Annotated in this window: 15 protein-coding genes and 3 pseudogenes; 9 read left to right on the plus strand and 9 right to left on the minus strand. The window is 57.7% G+C overall.

Annotated features, from left to right (window positions below):
• Positions 1-40: 40 nt before the first annotated feature.
• Complete coding sequence (locus RIdsm_RS30615) at positions 41-310, plus strand: hypothetical protein (protein WP_074940851.1); 270 nt, start codon at positions 41-43, stop codon at positions 308-310.
• Between the two features lie 47 nt (positions 311-357).
• Here the strand turns inward: RIdsm_RS30615 and RIdsm_RS26640 are convergent, their stop codons facing one another.
• Both RIdsm_RS26640 and RIdsm_RS26645 read right to left on the minus strand, forming a co-directional pair.
• Complete coding sequence (locus tag RIdsm_RS26640; RefSeq protein ID WP_074940853.1) at positions 358-1,020, minus strand: L,D-transpeptidase; 663 nt, start codon at positions 1,018-1,020, stop codon at positions 358-360.
• A 427-nt stretch (positions 1,021-1,447) separates the two neighbouring features.
• Positions 1,448-1,891, minus strand: coding sequence for a L,D-transpeptidase (locus RIdsm_RS26645; RefSeq protein WP_338049636.1), 444 nt, complete (start codon positions 1,889-1,891; stop codon positions 1,448-1,450).
• A 667-nt stretch (positions 1,892-2,558) separates the two neighbouring features.
• Here RIdsm_RS26645 and RIdsm_RS26650 point away from each other — a divergent pair.
• The 3 genes and pseudogenes from RIdsm_RS26650 to RIdsm_RS30935 form a co-directional block, all read left to right on the plus strand.
• Positions 2,559-3,257, plus strand: a complete 699-nt coding sequence (locus RIdsm_RS26650; RefSeq protein WP_057822020.1) for a hypothetical protein — start codon at positions 2,559-2,561, stop codon at positions 3,255-3,257.
• Positions 3,258-3,480: 223 nt separating this feature from the next.
• Positions 3,481-3,900: pseudogene (locus tag RIdsm_RS26655) on the plus strand (helix-turn-helix domain-containing protein); the annotation flags it as partial.
• Positions 3,901-4,023, plus strand: a pseudogene (locus RIdsm_RS30935) (MerR family transcriptional regulator); the annotation flags it as partial.
• A 29-nt stretch (positions 4,024-4,052) separates the two neighbouring features.
• Here RIdsm_RS30935 and RIdsm_RS26665 read toward each other — a convergent pair.
• The 4 genes from RIdsm_RS26665 to RIdsm_RS26680 all read right to left on the minus strand — a co-directional run bounded on the left by RIdsm_RS26665 (position 4,053) and on the right by RIdsm_RS26680 (position 8,110).
• Positions 4,053-5,408 carry an ISKra4 family transposase gene (locus tag RIdsm_RS26665; protein ID WP_151175244.1) on the minus strand — a complete coding sequence of 452 codons (1,356 nt, stop codon included), beginning with the start codon at positions 5,406-5,408 and terminating at the stop codon, positions 4,053-4,055.
• Between the two features lie 95 nt (positions 5,409-5,503).
• A complete protein-coding gene (locus RIdsm_RS26670) occupies positions 5,504-6,295 on the minus strand; it encodes a TniQ family protein (protein WP_038147409.1) in 792 nt (263 codons plus the stop codon).
• Complete coding sequence (locus RIdsm_RS26675) at positions 6,292-7,173, minus strand: TniB family NTP-binding protein (RefSeq protein WP_038147410.1); 882 nt, start codon at positions 7,171-7,173, stop codon at positions 6,292-6,294. Before RIdsm_RS26675 ends, RIdsm_RS26670 begins: the two co-directional genes overlap by 4 nt.
• Position 7,174: 1 nt before the next feature.
• Positions 7,175-8,110: a Mu transposase C-terminal domain-containing protein gene (locus RIdsm_RS26680; RefSeq protein ID WP_244955868.1), complete on the minus strand. Its 936-nt coding sequence runs from the start codon at positions 8,108-8,110 to the stop codon at positions 7,175-7,177.
• Positions 8,111-8,237: 127 nt separating this feature from the next.
• Here RIdsm_RS26680 and RIdsm_RS26685 point away from each other — a divergent pair, with 127 nt between their 5' ends.
• Both RIdsm_RS26685 and RIdsm_RS26690 read left to right on the plus strand, forming a co-directional pair.
• Positions 8,238-9,593: an ISKra4 family transposase gene (locus tag RIdsm_RS26685; RefSeq protein ID WP_151175245.1), complete on the plus strand. Its 1,356-nt coding sequence runs from the start codon at positions 8,238-8,240 to the stop codon at positions 9,591-9,593.
• Complete coding sequence (locus RIdsm_RS26690; RefSeq protein ID WP_074940799.1) at positions 9,590-9,895, plus strand: hypothetical protein; 306 nt, start codon at positions 9,590-9,592, stop codon at positions 9,893-9,895. Before RIdsm_RS26685 ends, RIdsm_RS26690 begins: the two co-directional genes overlap by 4 nt.
• A gap of 166 nt (positions 9,896-10,061) precedes the next feature.
• On the opposite strand, the gene RIdsm_RS26695 is transcribed toward RIdsm_RS26690, so the two are convergent.
• The 3 genes from RIdsm_RS26695 to RIdsm_RS26705 form a co-directional block, all read right to left on the minus strand.
• The gene (locus tag RIdsm_RS26695; protein WP_057822068.1) at positions 10,062-10,979 is read right to left on the minus strand and encodes a nucleotidyl transferase AbiEii/AbiGii toxin family protein; all 918 of its coding nucleotides are present in this window, start codon (positions 10,977-10,979) and stop codon (positions 10,062-10,064) included.
• On the minus strand, positions 10,969-11,799 hold the full coding sequence (locus RIdsm_RS26700; RefSeq protein WP_057822070.1) for a type IV toxin-antitoxin system AbiEi family antitoxin domain-containing protein: 831 nt from the start codon (positions 11,797-11,799) through the stop codon (positions 10,969-10,971). The genes RIdsm_RS26695 and RIdsm_RS26700 overlap by 11 nt, the downstream gene beginning before the upstream one ends.
• A 246-nt stretch (positions 11,800-12,045) precedes the next feature.
• Positions 12,046-12,627: a plasmid pRiA4b ORF-3 family protein gene (locus RIdsm_RS26705; protein ID WP_236553434.1), complete on the minus strand. Its 582-nt coding sequence runs from the start codon at positions 12,625-12,627 to the stop codon at positions 12,046-12,048.
• 938 nt (positions 12,628-13,565) lie between these two features.
• On the opposite strand from RIdsm_RS26705, the pseudogene RIdsm_RS30810 reads away from it, so the two are divergent.
• The 3 genes and pseudogenes from RIdsm_RS30810 to RIdsm_RS26715 all read left to right on the plus strand — a co-directional run.
• Positions 13,566-13,838, plus strand: a pseudogene (locus RIdsm_RS30810) (TerB N-terminal domain-containing protein); the annotation flags it as partial.
• 109 nt (positions 13,839-13,947) lie between these two features.
• Positions 13,948-15,573 (plus strand): tellurite resistance TerB family protein, encoded by a 1,626-nt coding sequence (locus RIdsm_RS30815; RefSeq protein WP_276509282.1) that lies wholly within the window; start codon positions 13,948-13,950, stop codon positions 15,571-15,573.
• Positions 15,566-16,873: an ATP-binding protein gene (locus tag RIdsm_RS26715; RefSeq protein WP_074940803.1), complete on the plus strand. Its 1,308-nt coding sequence runs from the start codon at positions 15,566-15,568 to the stop codon at positions 16,871-16,873. The genes RIdsm_RS30815 and RIdsm_RS26715 overlap by 8 nt, the downstream gene beginning before the upstream one ends.

The following is a 16,873-nucleotide window of genomic DNA, read 5'->3' on the forward strand; positions in this document are numbered from 1 at the left end:
GCTATTAAGGCGCGATGAAATCAGAAAGAGTGGGTTAGAAATGCAGAAACGACACGCGCCTATTATTGCAGCAATTCTGGTACTCGCCGGCTGCGCGGTGCCGCCGACAGATGATGGCGCCCAGAACAACGTTGGTAATGTTCCCGAGTCTGTCGCGGCCCTTGCTGCACCTGGGCAGGATCTCACTTCGGCTCGTCGCCTTCCGGAGGACGGTTGCTACTGGTATGAGCACAGTGGACCAGTGGAGACGACTTTGGTGCCTCTTCGCGCGGCCGGCGGCGGTCCAATCTGCACTTCTCTCCAGTCCTGATTTGCTTATCCACAGTGTCGCAGATACGTCGTGTTCGGCGCACGCGTTCAACTTTGCGCTGTCACGCTATCCTCGGCCGAGTAAAGAAACGCTGTCGAACCGATCCTGACGTTCGGGTAAAGTTCATTGATGTGGGCCATGACCATCCGGACGCAGCCAGAACTTGCGCGACCTCCAATACTTTTTGGATAAGGTGTGCCATGGATCCGTAGGTAGCTATCCCGGTTTCCAACATAAAGATAAAGCGCACGTGACCCAAGTGCGTTGGTCGGGCCGGGTTCCATACCACCTGCGTATTGCTCGTACTCCGGATTGCGTTCAATCATGTTTTTGGTTGGCGTCCAATGAGGCCATTTCACCTTCCGCTTAATCGCATAAGTTCCCGGCTCATAAAGGTCGCCCTTCGCAATGGCCACGCCATAGCGCATTGCCGTTCCACCTTCTTCGATGTGATAGAGGTATCGCGCCACTGCATCCACGTGGATGTCGCCCGGAACGAGGCTGCGCTTCGCAACGACGCGCTGCGGCAAAAATCGTGGATGCAGACCCCACGGGTTGGTCGTGGCTGAGTCGTAACCAAGCGGTGTGACTTGCTCGTCCCAAGCCGCCTTTTGCGATTCTGTTGGCCACGTGTCGGCTAAGAGCGGGCTGGCGATTGAGGCTGAAAAAAGCGCAGTCGTCGTTTGGATGAAGTGACGTCTTGTCAGCATCTTTTCTGTTTCCTTCACTAAATTTTACGACGGGACAAGCTATATCCCGCACGCGTCGTTAGTCGTTACTAGCCCGAAAAGGAAAGACGCAGCGTTGGCAACCTTCTCGGGGTTTGGTCATTATTGTCGCTCTAACTCCTAAAGCTACTAGAGGTTCAAGAAAAAGTTTACTTTCAAAAACACGGTTGCCTTTGAACCTATCCAATTCTTCCCAGAGCTGGAAATGCACCGAACTTCCAGTATGACAACGCACCCACCTAGCCCGTCGACATCGCCAACCCCATCGGGATCATCACGTCGTTCGCACCAGCGACCTGAAAATTGAGTCCGGATTTGACATGCGGCTAGGAAAAGGTTGCATCGTACTGCTCGTTGTTGAATCCTATGGGTTGCGACTTGCACCGACTTCGAGGTGCAGGTGGCTATGTCAAGGGCCTTTTAGTTTCGGGTAAAGATACACGCGTGCACCTATCGCAACACGATCGTACAGGTCCTTTACATGCTTATTGGTGAGGCGGGCACATCCGTTTGAAACCGCCGAACCGATGGTTTCCGGTGCGTTGGTTCCATGGATTCGAAGATAGGTGTCTCGGCCGTCATCATCATATAAATAAAGCGCTCGCGCGCCGAGAGGATTATTCGGTCCTCCCTTCAAACCGTTTCTAAATCGCGCGTACTTATTCGGCTCTCTTTGGATCATGGCGTTGGTCGGCCGCCACCACGGCCATTTAGCTTTGCGCGCTACCGTGAACACGCCCGATTCATACAAATCCTTGCGCCCAACCCCAACTCCGTAGCGGATCGCCATGCCTTTCTTGAGCATGAAATAGAGAAAAAAATCATCCGGTACTACATGCAGGTCACCGGGCAACCAATCCGTCCGACGCGCGTTTACGAGTTGAGGGAGAAACCGTTCTGGAAATGTGGATTGACTTGCGGCACTACCCGTCGGGGTCAATAAGCTAGCCGCACCGGCAGACACAAACATTCGCCTGCTAAAACTTGTCATTATGATGTACCCTGCTATTTTGACTTGAGTGAAATTGCGAACACATAGCGTCGTTCTGTAGAACTCACGATCGTGTGATAACAATTGCAAACGGTTTGTTTGTTGCTTCGAGGGTACGATCCGAGCTCAATCAGAATATTGATTTGCCCAAAGCACTACGAGCGCATAGCCGATACCATTGTTGTCGTACCACTCTCTAGCGTGATCCAAGCTTGCTTTCTCTGTCGCCGGCGATATCGGCGAGACGCTTACGTATTTCGAGAGAGACTGGTTCGTCGACTTGCCTTTGATTTTCCATTCTACTCAGGAGTGAGTGCTGCTGGAAAGCCCACGACGTTTGAAAGCTCGTTATTGAAAGCTGACTTGTCGATGGGTGGATTTTGCTTCGGCCTATCGTGTGTCCGGCTTTATTGGGTGGTTTCACACCTGAGGCGCACGGAGCTTCAACGCGATAAAATGCTTTACGCTTGATGCGCGATCCCGCCTCGCATATTCCCGCGTAAAGTCTTTTGAAAGAGGCACGTGTCATATGACTCTGTCCGCATTCCTGCGTATCGACAAGATCCTGCTCGGCATTGTCGCCGCCGTGCTCTTCCTTACGCTCGGTATCTATTTTTACAGCACCGAATATTTCGCGCTCATCTACGCGCGCGAGGACGGCTTCGTGGAATACGGCACAGCCCTGTTTCTCTTCGTGGCCAGCTTCGTGCTGATTATGAACGCCCGTTCGCTCAAGGCGCGCGGCGCGCGTCTGGCGCTGGGTTGTACGCTGTTCTACGCGCTCCTCTTTTTCTTCGCTGCGGGCGAGGAGATTTCCTGGGGCCAGCGTATATTCGGTTGGGAAACCGGCGAGACCTTCCAGGAGATCAACAAGCAGCAGGAGACCAACGTGCACAATCTGATCGTGCCCACCCCTTGGGGCGATTTCCACCTCGCCAAGACGCTCTTCGGCCCGATCCTGACGTTAATCGTGCTGGTCTACCTCGCCGTGCTGCCGCTGCTCTACCCGCGCGTCGGCTGGATTAAACTCGCGGCCAATCGCATTGCCGCTCCGGTGCCCAGCAAACGTCACGCGATCCTCGCCGTTGCAGCAAGCCTGTTGATCGCGGTCATCGACGTTCCTCGCAAATGGGAGGTCTACGAGTTGGTCTTCTCGCTACTGGTAACGTCGATCTTCCTCCTGCCGCAGAACAGAAAACACACGACCTTCTTGGGGCGTGATATTTGATCAATGGTTCGCTTTCCCTTTGCCTCTCATTATTTTGCAACTACGATATCCTTTTAGGCTTCGGACTCGTGATAGCAGGAGTCCTTCGTCAGGGATTTCGGGGAGAAATGGAGGCCCGGTCTAAGTGAGGGTCTGGCGCATCTGGTTGGTCGAGATTGTAGATAAGCCGTTACTCGCGGGACATTTTCTTTAACCTCCCAGGTTTGGGAAGAAGGAGATGTTCATGACCAAGGATCAACGCGAGATCCAACGCAAGTTGCGGATACTGCGACATGCGGAGGAGATCGGTCACGTCGCGAGGACTTGCCGCTACTTCGGGATAGGTCGATCCAGCTTCTACCGTTGGCGTCAAGCCTATGCGGAGCGTGGCGAAGCTGGCCTGATCAACGCGCCGCCCATTCCCAAGTGGCATGCCAATCGGACGCCGCCTGAGCGCGAGGACAAGGTACTTTATCTTCGACGCAAGTATCACCTCGGCCCGATGCGGATCGTCTGGTACTTGGAGCGCTATCACGACATCAAACTGTCTGACGCCACGGTTTTGCGCATCCTGCGCCACAGATCGGTGAAGACCCTTAGGCGCGCAGATCTGGCCAAGCTGACCGGCTGCAACCTCGAGACCATTCGCTACTATGAGAACATCTGCGTCATGCCAGAGCCGCCGCGCTCCAGCAAAAACTATCGCGTCTACGATGATAGGCACGTCGCGCGTCTGCGCTTCATCATGCGTGCGCGCGAGCTGGTGTCGCGTTGCCCTTTAATCTGAGACGCGAGGGAGTGGGCAAAACCTGGGGGTCACGCGGCTCTTTGGTACGCGCCGGTTAGCCGACCGTCGAGAACCGCGGCGCGGACAACGGCCACGCGGTGGGCTCCCTTGGGCGACCATCTCATGCGGCGGCGCTTGCCCATGCGGGTGTTCCCGATGTCGTCCACGCAGCCCTCTGCCCGGGACGAAGAAATCGGAAGACCCGCGCGGTACCGCCGACCATAGTCGGTCAGGCTGTCCATGTTGTTTGCAAGGTATGAGTACAGATCGCGGCACCGGGCTTGCACTCGCCGGGCCGCATCAGTCGCCACGCGGTCATCTGTAGCCAGCCGCGTGCAATCGACCATCAACCATTGGAGACTGGTCGTGGCCGTTAGAACTTTTCCATGCCAAAGGTACCATCGCAGCGTTTCGGCGGGACGTTTGAACAGCACTGGAATGCCGGAGAAGCCCCTGCTCTGCAGCAGGCCCTTTACGGCGTTCTCAACGTGCTGAATGCGCATCGAGATATGCCACCAGTCGAGAATGTGGCGAACCTTTCCACCGACGGCGACGCGCACGAGGTTCGGCAGGGCGGGTTCCCCGTCCGAAATCACCGTGACGGTTTGTTTGTGATCCCAACCGAGAGCCCTCAAGTCCTGGCGAAGCTGGCTGGCAGGTGACAGGACTGCCTGCTGAACAAGGCCGAAGCGGCGGCACTTGTCGTGGCTTTCGATCTTGCCAACCACAACATCGAGGTGTCGCTTCTGGTATTCCGGTCGGCATCGGATATGCGCACCGTCCAGGAAAACCGTCAACGCAGACGCCTCTTCGGCGGCCGAAGGAACTACAGGCTGAGTCTGCTCGCTGTCGCAGATCTCCCGGGAGACTTTGCCCAGACGATTGCGCACCGATGTATTCACCTGCTTCGCGCAAGGCAGGAAGGTTTCCAGGATTCGTGCCGCTTCCCGGAAGGAATGCCGTGCCCCAAGTTCGGCCTGAAGGCGTTGCAGTTCCGGAGTCGACCGGTCCGGAAAAAAATGAGCGAGTGGCGAAAGCGGTCCGCCCAGGACGTCGTCGGATTTTGTATCGCAGGCGCAGCGACGAATGCGCGGCGCCTTGACCTGGAACCTGCCGAAGAGGGTGTCGAGCACCCGAGGCCGATAATCATGTATGGCTCGGACCTCGTCGCAGTCAGGACATATTCTGCTGGCTTCGGAAACTTCCTCGATCTGGTCGAGCAGGATCGCATTCTGTAATTGCCCCAGGATCGTCTTCGCATCTTCGAGTAACAACCCGAACCCCTCAGGCTGCGTGCGTCGAAACGGGCGGGACAAACGGCCGAGAGGATGCCTCTTTGTGGTTCCGTTCTCAAAGGTCGTCTCGACTATAATCCGCACGTCCATGGCAGTTCCCCTCTCAATGAACCACCAACATACACAGACACCCCCAGGTTTTGCCCACTCCCGAGACGCGACGCGTTTGGCGACAATTTTTGCCCTTAATTGTGAGATACGGCTGTCATGGGGCCCCTGTTTCTCGCGCACCTTTGCGCGATGTGATCAACCGCGGCAAGCAATCGAGGCTCCTTCTCGAAGGCGCGCAAGAGAGCAACCCTTGCATAGTCGTCGATGCTTTTGCTGACGATGGCTGCCTTAGCCAAGGGATGAGATCGAGCGGCGGCGATTGCGGCGAGGCAGAACAGCCTAACTTCCGATCTGGGGTTCTGGACAGCGAACGACGGATCCCCGCGGAAGGTTTTGAGTGACATGGCAAAGGTGACTGCGCGCATTGCGCGCCGAAGTTGCTTGGGGCCGCGCGAGCGCGCGGCGCACTCAAGCATCTCTGCCCCGCGGCGCGCTCGGTATATCAGTTTTCCAGATATTTGTTCCTCACGGAGTTTGCCAAGGGTCTGCACAAGTCTCGTCCCGCAAACTTGGCAGTCAAATGCCCAGGCCCGCCTCCAATGCCTGAGCGAAAGACCCTCTCTGGCGCATTGCATGCAATGCTGGAATGGCATCTGAGCCGTCAGCGAGGCTTCTCGTGGCGTCATTGCCGGAAAGGTCAAAGATCGAACAACATCTGGGTTAACCCGTGCGGCGTTGGCAATCTTCGCCGCCGCAGCCGCGTCGACGTTGAAGTCCAAGGCGGTGCCATGCGCGGTATCGATTCTGAGATGAGCCAGTAGTTCCGCATCATCACAGTAGTTGGCCGCCGCCAGCCGAGACAACCAACCTGACAACAACTCGTCTGGCAGCGGCGCGACAGTCTTGGGCAGCGGGTGCGGCTTCACACCCGGGACTTCTGGAGCCGCCGATGGGGGTTCGCATGGCGCGACCAAACCGGCGTCCATTTTGCGATTGCGTCATCGGTGATGCATTCCTCGCCTGTGATAATGGCGTCGATGGAAAGATCCTTGACCAGAGCGAAGATGCGCGAGGTCACCCCACCGGTCAGTGCCAAGACCTGCTTGAGAGATTTGACCTTCAGGTTGGACTTCTTTTCCAGTGGCATGGCAGCAATAAGGGTCTGGATCATGTCCGAGAACTCGGCATCGTCGCGCCAGTTTGGCAGATGATGTTCGTCCAGCCGTCGGGCAAGCTGGATATCACCGCGAATAGCATCGACGGCCTCGCTGACCCCAAGGCAGACCAGTGACACCTCGAGTTCATTGCTGAGATACCGCAGGACATTGAGAAATCGGCGCTGTTCGCGGTGGGTCCCGGCCAAGAGATTGTGGACCTCGTCGATCATGATCATCCGCAGGCCAAGGTCGCGTAAGAGCGCGATGACACGGACTTCGAGGGAAGCCACATTTTGAGCGCGGGCGCTAAGAGCCGTCGCCGGGGCGCCGACGGCGGCCAGGATGTGCAGGTAAAACCGCCGTTCATCAGGTGCGGGCGGCGCTTGCAACAGCAGAAGCGGTGTGCGGGTGATGCCCGACGCCGGATCGTATTCTGGTGCGTACTTGCGCGACAGGTTTCGGGCAATCATCGTCTTTCCGATCCCGGAGGCGCCATGCACAAGAAGCCCAGGCATACGGGTTTGTCGTGGCGCTTCGATCATGCCCTGCAAGCGGTCCAACACCTGTTCCGCCCGAGGAAAGCCGATCCAGATATCCGATTGAATGAGGGCGATCCGGCCGTCTTCTTCAGTTGTCCCTGCCCTCAATTCACCATCTCTCCACCTTGAACAATGGGCGCGATGTATCACCCGTATCGATCGGGCGCAGCCCTTCGGTTGTCGAGACGGCCGAGTTCGTGCCCTTCAATGTCCCTTTTCTTTCACGGGTTCTGCGTTCGGCCTTCGTCAGGCCCCGGCTTTCAGCTTCGATCTGGCGTTGCTGTCGGATCAGCTCAGCCAGCACCAGCTCATTAGACCCGGACTTGCCAAGGGCACGGGCCTTCCTCATCGCTTCGCGATATTCCCAGAGCGAGACGGGCGGAATTTCCAGGTTTCTGTACCGCGCCTCAACATACCGGCCATCGTCCAGTTCGACCCAGATCATTGAGATATCGCGAGGATCGTAGCGAACGACCACCTTTCCATCCCCGCGCCCAATGTGGCCTGCAAGGGCATCGGACCAGTACCTTATCTGGAACAGATGGATGCCGTCACGCCTGATCTTGCGCAGTTCACTCGGCAGGAAGCTCACCTGAAAGGCTTCCATCTCGAAGGGGATGTCGCCTGTCATTTGCTCTGAGAGCGCCTCCCATTTGGCAACGGGCGTGCAGCCAAGACTTGAATGAATGCTGTTGTTGTAACGGCAGATTTCCAGAGCAAACCAGCGATCGAATTCGCTCAACGTCATCGTGGCCTTGCTTTCGGCGTCATAGTCGCCCTTTGCCGCGATCGAGGATTGCGTTGTTCCCGGCAACAGGTGAACGGCCCCCATCATGGTGCCGATCAACCGTTCGATGTGACCACCGAAGTGAGGACTTGCTGGCGGTCGATAGACCAGATCGATCCCCCAATCCGCACAGGCCGACCGAAAGGCGCGCGACCGGAAATCGCGACCGTTATCGACGTGGATGCTGTGCGGTTTGCCCTGTGCCGGCCAAGGAACATCGCACGCCAATTCCGCAAGAAGTTCCTCCTTGAGGGCCACCGCCTGTGTCAGGCAAAGCGCCACTGACAGACGCGAAGGTGCCTCGAGAGAGGTGTAATATCCGGGGGAGTGGGCAAAACCTGGGGGTGTCTGTGTATGTTGGTGGTTCATTGAGAGGGGAACTGCCATGGACGTGCGGATTATAGTCGAGACGACCTTTGAGAACGGAACCACAAAGAGGCATCCTCTCGGCCGTTTGTCCCGCCCGTTTCGACGCACGCAGCCTGAGGGGTTCGGGTTGTTACTCGAAGATGCGAAGACGATCCTGGGGCAATTACAGAATGCGATCCTGCTCGACCAGATCGAGGAAGTTTCCGAAGCCAGCAGAATATGTCCTGACTGCGACGAGGTCCGAGCCATACATGATTATCGGCCTCGGGTGCTCGACACCCTCTTCGGCAGGTTCCAGGTCAAGGCGCCGCGCATTCGTCGCTGCGCCTGCGATACAAAATCCGACGACGTCCTGGGCGGACCGCTTTCGCCACTCGCTCATTTTTTTCCGGACCGGTCGACTCCGGAACTGCAACGCCTTCAGGCCGAACTTGGGGCACGGCATTCCTTCCGGGAAGCGGCACGAATCCTGGAAACCTTCCTGCCTTGCGCGAAGCAGGTGAATACATCGGTGCGCAATCGTCTGGGCAAAGTCTCCCGGGAGATCTGCGACAGCGAGCAGACTCAGCCTGTAATTCCTTCGGCCGCCGAAGAGGCGTCTGCGTTGACGGTTTTCCTGGACGGTGCGCATATCCGATGCCGACCGGAATACCAGAAGCGACACCTCGATGTTGTGGTTGGCAAGATCGAAAGCCACGACAAGTGCCGCCGCTTCGGCCTTGTTCAGCAGGCAGTCCTGTCACCTGCCAGCCAGCTTCGCCAGGACTTGAGGGCTCTCGGTTGGGATCACAAACAAACCGTCACGGTGATTTCGGACGGGGAACCCGCCCTGCCGAACCTCGTGCGCGTCGCCGTCGGTGGAAAGGTTCGCCACATTCTCGACTGGTGGCATATCTCGATGCGCATTCAGCACGTTGAGAACGCCGTAAAGGGCCTGCTGCAGAGCAGGGGCTTCTCCGGCATTCCAGTGCTGTTCAAACGTCCCGCCGAAACGCTGCGATGGTACCTTTGGCATGGAAAAGTTCTAACGGCCACGACCAGTCTCCAATGGTTGATGGTCGATTGCACGCGGCTGGCTACAGATGACCGCGTGGCGACTGATGCGGCCCGGCGAGTGCAAGCCCGGTGCCGCGATCTGTACTCATACCTTGCAAACAACATGGACAGCCTGACCGACTATGGTCGGCGGTACCGCGCGGGTCTTCCGATTTCTTCGTCCCGGGCAGAGGGCTGCGTGGACGACATCGGGAACACCCGCATGGGCAAGCGCCGCCGCATGAGATGGTCGCCCAAGGGAGCCCACCGCGTGGCCGTTGTCCGCGCCGCGGTTCTCGACGGTCGGCTAACCGGCGCGTACCAAAGAGCCGCGTGACCCCCAGGTTTTGCCCACTCCCCCTCGCCTTCTTCCATGAAATAAGCCTGAACGAGGGCAGGCCCAAACACCGGACCACTGAAATCGATGCCGAGATGCATGGGGCCGATCGTCATCGCGCCGCGCACCAATATGCCATTTGCCACGCATTCGATCTGGATGTGCAGCAGATCGATGAGCTCCCAGACCAAGGGGCCGGCCTGGTACTGAGTTTCAAGGGTTCTGGTTTTGACGATCGCATCAGACACAATCTCGGCATGGACTTCGCTGATCATCCGCATTTCATCGGAACGGGTCAGTGACGTGGCATCCCCTTCGGAGACCCTGCGAAACATCGAAAGCAGGTCCCTGATCTCTGCACCGCTTCGCGTGTGCAGTAGGTTCCTGAAACCGAGGACATCAAAAACGGTCACAAGGCATTCTTCGTAGTCGGGGTCGTTCTCGAAATCAGTCATCTCTGATCAATCTTCAGCCGAGGAGCTTCTCCAGCTCTTCCCCTTGGGCGGAATGCTTCTTGGGGTTTTCTGCTTTCAGCTTGTTCACGTTGATGAGCTTCCATCGGACCGCTGGAAGCTCGGCCGCTTGAGGGCGGTCGATCGCGTCGAAGTCCGGATCGCCGTCATGCAGGGTTGTCAGAAACCTCTTCGCGCCCTCATCCAAGCGGGATTGGATATCACTGATCAGGCGGTCGCGCGTTGAGACCAATTCCGCAAGGTCGACCGCTCCCTTCGTCATGCCCTCGAATTCCCGGGCATAGGGCTGATCCAGATCGATCAGGTTTGGGTTCAGAAGTTCGTGCGGCGGGCGGGGTGAACTCGCGACGTAGATCAGAAAAGTACGGAACAACGTGTCGGTAAACCCTTCGTTCTCGTAGAGCAGTTTGACGTCGTAGAGGTCTCGCGGGTGCTGGCGATCGATGGCCGCATGCAGCTTGCCTCCGAATAAATCCTCGAAGGAGACGATGTTCATCGTCGCATATCCGAACTCCTCCTCGACGGCTTCGGAAACTTCGCGTTGTTCCGGATCATGCACGACGCCCCGGGTAACGGGAGAGGTTTCGATTTTGATTTCGGCTGCGCCGAGGCGTGCGAGCGCGCGCGTGGCGCCACCGCCACCGCCCGCAATGCGCTGCGCTTTGGCACCGGTGATGCCGCCTTCGATGGCGGCGGCAATCCGGTCCATCGCGTCGCTGATCTCGACAAGGCTTTCGGCGCGGTCTTTGACAGGCAGATAGGTTAGGTCGATATCGACCGACAGGCGTGGCAGGTCGCGATAGAAGAGGTTGATGGCCGTCCCGCCCTTGAGCGCAAATATCTCCTCCTTCGCCACATAGGGAAGTACCCGCACGAGCAGGGCCACTTGGGCGGCATAGTCTTCACGCGCCATCACCACGTTCCTTTCTTACAAACTCTTCGGGCACCATGATCCTGTAGCGCGGATGTATCTTGCCGCCTTTGACCAATGCGCGATCCCCGCTGCCGAGGTCGAACTCTTCCGGATCGAGACGCTTGCGCCAGGCATGGTCGTGGCGGTCGGCAAACACGAAGAACAGGCGTTTGACCTTGATCTTCTTGCAACTTCTGAGCAGTGCCGAGAGGGTTCTTGGGCGCAACGTCGTCAGGCTTTCGAACACCATGTCGAGGTTGTGAAAGCTCTCCTGATCCGGCAACTCGTCCAGCGCCTCTAAGATCGCGCGTTCCGGCGAGGACATCACCAGTTTCCAGTCCCATGGCAGGGACGATGCTGTCTCGTTGAGATTTTTTCGTGCGTCATTGACACCCAACTCTGGATCGGAGAACAGCGATACGCCGCGTGTGCGGAATTCGGCGTTGAGCGGCAGTTTTTCGAGCCAGTTGGGGATTTTTGAGCCGTAGAGCCAGACCGTGCTCTTGTCGCCGAGTGAGAGATAGTGCGCATAGCCTTGCTGGCCCAATGCCGTCGCCCCCCCGGTATGGACAGGGTAGTGCATGATGTGCTGGAGCGAGAGCAGGCAGGTCTTCCAGTCGAGCGTGTTTGTGGTGGCGCTGCTTGGTGAGGGGCGGCGGAACACTCCGCGTCCTAGGCGTTCTAGCCAGCCGCGTTGGACATAGGCGTAGGACGAACGCCGGCCTATCCCGTGGTGCTCAAGCCAGGCGGAGTCCACGAGGAACCCCGCGGGGACAGCCTCAAGAAGGCTCTTTAGTTTTTCGTGTTCTTGTCCACTCATGGGCGACATAATGATGTATTTTTAAAGATGTCGCCACTTGTTTCTGTGATAACCTGTGAGATAGTCCGTCAAGGATCGACAAATTCTGGAATTTTCAAAGAGACTGGTGGTTGTCAGCTCTGAAGCTCACCAGCAAAGCAGGGCGTGGATGCCCTCGGAGGGCTGAGAAGACATCCGGCCATTCGGATCGAACAGTTGAAGCTATGTGCCCCTGTCGAAGCCGCTGCGCCAAACCAGAGTCAGGTTTCACTTTCGATTGTGGCGTTCTTTTGCCCATACAAACATCGCACCGACGGCAGCATTGGCTTGCTGCACGCTGAACACTTCCGGTTCGAACGCGCCCGCCCATTGCTTTGTATCGCGATGTTCCGGGTGGTGTTTGTCGGTCAGCGCGTCGAGAAACTCTTCGTAAGAGTAGGGTCCTCCACAGTCCTCTGGCGGGCAGGCTCGCTCTCCGGCAACACAGGCGGGAAAGTCCAGATCTGGACTTCCGGTCGGTTTGCTAATCTTCTCAACGGTGACGAGATGCCGCCAGCCATCTCCAAAATCATAAGTGTATGTGAACTGACTGCCTTTCTTGACCAGCTCTCCAAGAGCAAACTTCTTTTCGTCCTTCCGGCCATCGTTTGGGTCCCAGCTGTCGTCACGTTCGTCGCGGGCCTCGAACCTGTCTTCGCCAATCTCGAACTCATGCAGATGATAGTCCTGCCAAGGCATAGCGCCCTGGAGAACAGAATGCAGGATGTCCAAGCTGATGTCATTCGGCACGAGGATACGGCGCCAGATGGGTGGTTTGATGCCAGAAAGTTCGATTTTCAGCTCAATCAAAGTGTGTTCCGCCTGTCTCAATGGCCCTGCCGTTGAAGTAATTTTTGATTCTTAAGCTGAAGCATTCAAGGGGAACATTGGCCCCTCCTGCCCTTTGGTCAGGACCGCGCCCTACTCGGTCGGCTGCACGCAGCCGCCCTCCCCGAGCTGAAACGCCGCCTCTCCCTGCGACGTGCCGCTGGCAGTGCAGTCTCCTTCGGAGCCAGCCCGACCAGCCGTCGCATGGTCGTGGCAACGCTTCATCTTGGCCGTTCCGGTTACGGTCACTGGGGCGAGGGTGTGCCCTCAACGGTGCGAACAGATGTATGTGGCCATCGGCCCAATCAAGCATAAAGCATGGGAAGTGCTTCAACCATGACGTTAGTCGTTGCAAAGATGGCTGTGCAAAATAGTGTGGTTCGGAGAGGGTTCCGATAATGTCTTCAATAATCAAGTTTTTCCGAATTACATTCTTTCTCGTCCTATATTTTTTCTTATGCATGGTCGTGGTGACCACAATGCTTCAGGGTTGGCCGATTGGCGGCCAGATGTTGTTTGCATTTGGTGTTCCCGTCATTCTGGTCTGGTGGCAAGAAAAACGGAGATCGCGGAAAGTCGCTGCAAAGGCGCAAGCTGAGGGGAGTTCTGAAAACCTACACCCCCGACCTGAGCCGGTGCCGCGCCCAAGTGCCTACGACAAGCGTATCGAGCGTGAGCGCGAACGAACTCGCGAAGCCATCGCGTCCAAAGAGCCGGCTGCCGTTCAGGCTTATTCCCCACCAAAGCAGGACTACGCTGAAATCGTTCGGGCTGGAAAGTCTGCGGCGCCGGCACTTGCAGCGGCCGCAGAACGAAACCAGCCCTCGCGAGTGGCATCGAGCGCATCGGCCCGATCATCGAAAAGCGGGTGGGTCCGGTCTAACGAAACAGCTAGCGTCGCCGGCCGCAACATCGGCGGGATGGTCTATGTCGGCACGCCTCCCTTGCTGAACACCTACGGGTATCGTGACAAGTGCCGAGCCTATATCGATCCATCCCTGTCTGTCGCGCGCTCTGGAGCCGACAAAGCTGGTGAAGGTATGCCCTACTGGCCCGGATACTCGGATATCTCACTTCGGTGCCGGGCGACCTACCTCGACTGGTTGGCCAGCGGGCGCAACGACGCCTCCTACAACCCCGGCTACATGTTCCTGTACTTCTACGGGCTGGAGCGTCGCTTCTTCGTCGATCAGTCCAACGAAGATGCCAAGGATATAGTCCAGGAAGTTCGGCGGCTGCAGTCACTTTACCCTGACAGACCACTCTGTCAGGCGTTATTTGGGGGAGTTCCTCGACATTGCGATGCTTGCCGAAACCGACCTCGACGCTATCGAGCCGATGTTCGAGAAGCAGGGCTGGGAACTTCCGTTCTCACTCAAATACGCAATCGGAGCTCGGATCGACAAAGGCGAGAACCTGACAGCTGACTGGTTGCTGAGTTGGTTCATCTGCCATCCGGAAACAAATCTGAGAACTCCCGCGACGCGGTGCCGTGACGAGTTCGTCGCTCTTTTCCGTATGCGGTTTGATCGGCGTTTTCCTGATGGGCTCAAAGTGACCAAACCCCGGAAATCACTCACGGCTTCTTATAGGGCAGCCTCGAGCGAGTTTCAGGGGTCCGCCAGCCCAACTGTGGACGGGAAGCCGGTCCCGGATATTTCCGGTCTGCGCAAACCGGTCGAGATTGCCCAGGAGTTGGCTGACGAGGTGATGAACGATCTCGACAAGCTCAGTCGCTTCCTGGGCCGAAATCCTGATGGTCGCGGAAGCGTTGAAGCGCATGCCTTGCTGCCTTCTGAACTGTGGGATGCCTTCCCATCAGAGGAAATGGACCACTTGAAATCTTGGGCAAGCGATATCGTCGATCGGGGGGGATTGGTGCCGCTTGAGGAGGTGATCGGACGACTGGAGGGAGAAACGAATGAGAAGATCGGAAAACGGCAAATGACAGGAGCCGCCGACGCGCTCGCGCGCCTCGGTTTCGGTCTGGCGCCCGACCCTCGGTTTGCGCTCCGGTCGCCCAAGGCGGAGGAGCCCGTTGTGCTGTTTCGTCTGGGTGAACCCATCGAAAGACTGGAGGAAGTTTCCGACAGCTATAGAAGCGCCTTGATCGAATTGGCACTTGGGTCGTTCGTCGCCCACGCTGATGGTCGCATCGCGGAGCCTGAACGCAGGGCGCTGGAAAATCAAGTTTCTGCCGCGGCCCTCAGCGATCAGGAACGCCGCAGGCTTCGTGCAAACCTTGAATGGTTCCTGGCCGTGCCACCGGACATGGCACTTCTGCGGCGGAAACTGAAGGAGGTGGGCCAAGACAACCAGGCGGCCATGCGGGCAGCGCTGGTTGGTGCAGCACATGCCGATGGCATTATTCACTCCGACGAAGTCGCAAGCATTGAGAAGGTCTATAAGGCTTTGGGACTTGATCCCGCGCTTGCCTACTCTGACCTGCATGCTGGTGAAGTTGCGGATGGTCCGCGCACCGTTCGTGCCTCGCAACCAGGTCGCCCGGGCGAAGCGATACCCGAGCTTGAAAAAGCCAGCGGACCCAAACTCGACGCGTCGCGGATCGCAGCAATCCGTTCGGACACTGAGCGTGTGTCGTCCGTCCTGGGGCAGATTTTCGACGTCGAAGAGGAAGAACGTGGTGCGTCCGGGCCCGCCAGCCAAAGCCAGCTGGCGGGGCTTGACCCGAAACACGGCGCCCTCGTCCTCGAACTGCTGACTCGGGAGCATTGGTCTGAGACCGAGTTCGAGACGATCTGCGCCTCGCAAGGCTTGATGGCGTCCGGAGCTTTGGAAGTCGTGAATGAATGGGCTTTTGAGACCCACGACGAAGCGCTGCTCGACGAGTATGATGGATATGACGTGTCTCTGGAAATTGCGGAGGCGGTAAAAGAAAAGATGAGTGCGGAGGGCAGGGATGTCTAAGTTGAAACCACGCGAACGCGATGAAATCGTACAAGCGCTTCGGGCCGGGGTCGTGCCCAAGCTTGGTTTGCGCCATATTCAGGTTGGCCGCGTCCGAGAGATTGAGGAGCTCGTCAAGGACATGGACCGGATATCCGATGGCGGATCGGCGATCCGGTTCATCATCGGGGAATACGGATCGGGCAAGACGTTCTTCATGAACCTGATCCGCCTCGTGGCTCTGGAGAAAGGTCTGGTCGTAATGTTCGCGGATCTGGCGCCAGATCGGCGCATTCACGCGACCGGCGGACAAGCTCGGGGGCTGTATGCCGAGATGGCCCGAAACCTCTCGACGCGGACAAAGCCCGATGGCGGGGCATTGGCCAGCGTGGTGGAACGGTTTGTCAGCCAGGCTCACCGAGATGCTGAAGAACGGGATTTGCCCACGGGGACCGTCATTCGTGAACGCCTTGGCCACTTTGAAGAACTTACCGGAGGGTTTGAGTTCGCCGAAGTCATCCGTCGATATTGGGAAGGCCATGAGACCGGCGACGACGAGTTGAAATCCGCAGCCCTGAGATGGCTGCGCGGCGAGTTCGCGACACGCACCGACGCGCGCAAGGCGCTTGGTGTGCGAACGATCATCGACGACGCCAGTGTCTATGAACATCTGAAGCTGATGTCGGCATTTGTGTGCGAGGCCGGGTATAAAGGATTGCTGGTCGGCCTCGACGAGATGGTGAACCTCTATAAGCTCACTTCGTCGCAGGCCCGCAATGCAAACTACGAACAGATCCTCCGGATCCTGAACGATGTGCTGCAGGGTAGCGCCGAGAACCTCGGATTCCTTATGGGTGGAACCCCGGAGTTTCTGATGAACACCCGTCGAGGGCTCTATAGCTACGAAGCCCTTCAATCGCGTTTGGCCGAGAACACCTTCGCGCGAGACGGATTGGTCGACCTTTCAGGACCGGTTGTCCGGCTGGCCAGCCTGACCCCTGAAGATCTCTTCGTTCTTCTGGCCAATGTGCGGCGGATCATGCAGGACGATGCCGGAGCTCTGCCGGACGACGCGCTCGAGGCCTTCATGGCGCATTGTTCGGACCGGATCGGTGAAGCTTACTTCCGCACCCCGCGCAATACGGTGACGGCCTTCGTGAACCTGCTTTCCGTGCTCGAGCAAAACCCCGGTGTCGAGTGGAGCGATCTGATCGAAAAAACCGAAGTCTCCGAAGACCTCGGCGAAGACCTGACTGAGGTCGACGAGTCGACTGGCGCCCAAGACCCCGGTGACGACGATCTGATCAGCTTCAAGCTCTGA

The sequence above is a fragment of the Roseovarius indicus genome, assembly GCF_008728195.1.
In the GTDB taxonomy this organism is placed as follows: Bacteria; Pseudomonadota; Alphaproteobacteria; order Rhodobacterales; family Rhodobacteraceae; genus Roseovarius; species Roseovarius indicus.

What these genes read in the sequence shown, in the direction of transcription:
- RIdsm_RS30615 (WP_074940851.1), top strand. Translation starts at nt 41, where the DNA reads ATGCAGAAACGACACGCGCCTATTATTGCAGCAATTCTGGTACTCGCC.
- RIdsm_RS26640 (WP_074940853.1), bottom strand. Translation starts at nt 1,020, where the DNA reads ATGCTGACAAGACGTCACTTCATCCAAACGACGACTGCGCTTTTTTCA.
- RIdsm_RS26650 (WP_057822020.1), top strand. Translation starts at nt 2,559, where the DNA reads ATGACTCTGTCCGCATTCCTGCGTATCGACAAGATCCTGCTCGGCATT.
- RIdsm_RS26665 (WP_151175244.1), bottom strand. Translation starts at nt 5,408, where the DNA reads ATGGACGTGCGGATTATAGTCGAGACGACCTTTGAGAACGGAACCACA.
- RIdsm_RS26685 (WP_151175245.1), top strand. Translation starts at nt 8,238, where the DNA reads ATGGACGTGCGGATTATAGTCGAGACGACCTTTGAGAACGGAACCACA.
- RIdsm_RS26695 (WP_057822068.1), bottom strand. Translation starts at nt 10,979, where the DNA reads ATGGCGCGTGAAGACTATGCCGCCCAAGTGGCCCTGCTCGTGCGGGTA.
- RIdsm_RS26700 (WP_057822070.1), bottom strand. Translation starts at nt 11,799, where the DNA reads ATGAGTGGACAAGAACACGAAAAACTAAAGAGCCTTCTTGAGGCTGTC.
- RIdsm_RS30815 (WP_276509282.1), top strand. Translation starts at nt 13,948, where the DNA reads ATGCTTGCCGAAACCGACCTCGACGCTATCGAGCCGATGTTCGAGAAG.
- RIdsm_RS26715 (WP_074940803.1), top strand. Translation starts at nt 15,566, where the DNA reads ATGTCTAAGTTGAAACCACGCGAACGCGATGAAATCGTACAAGCGCTT.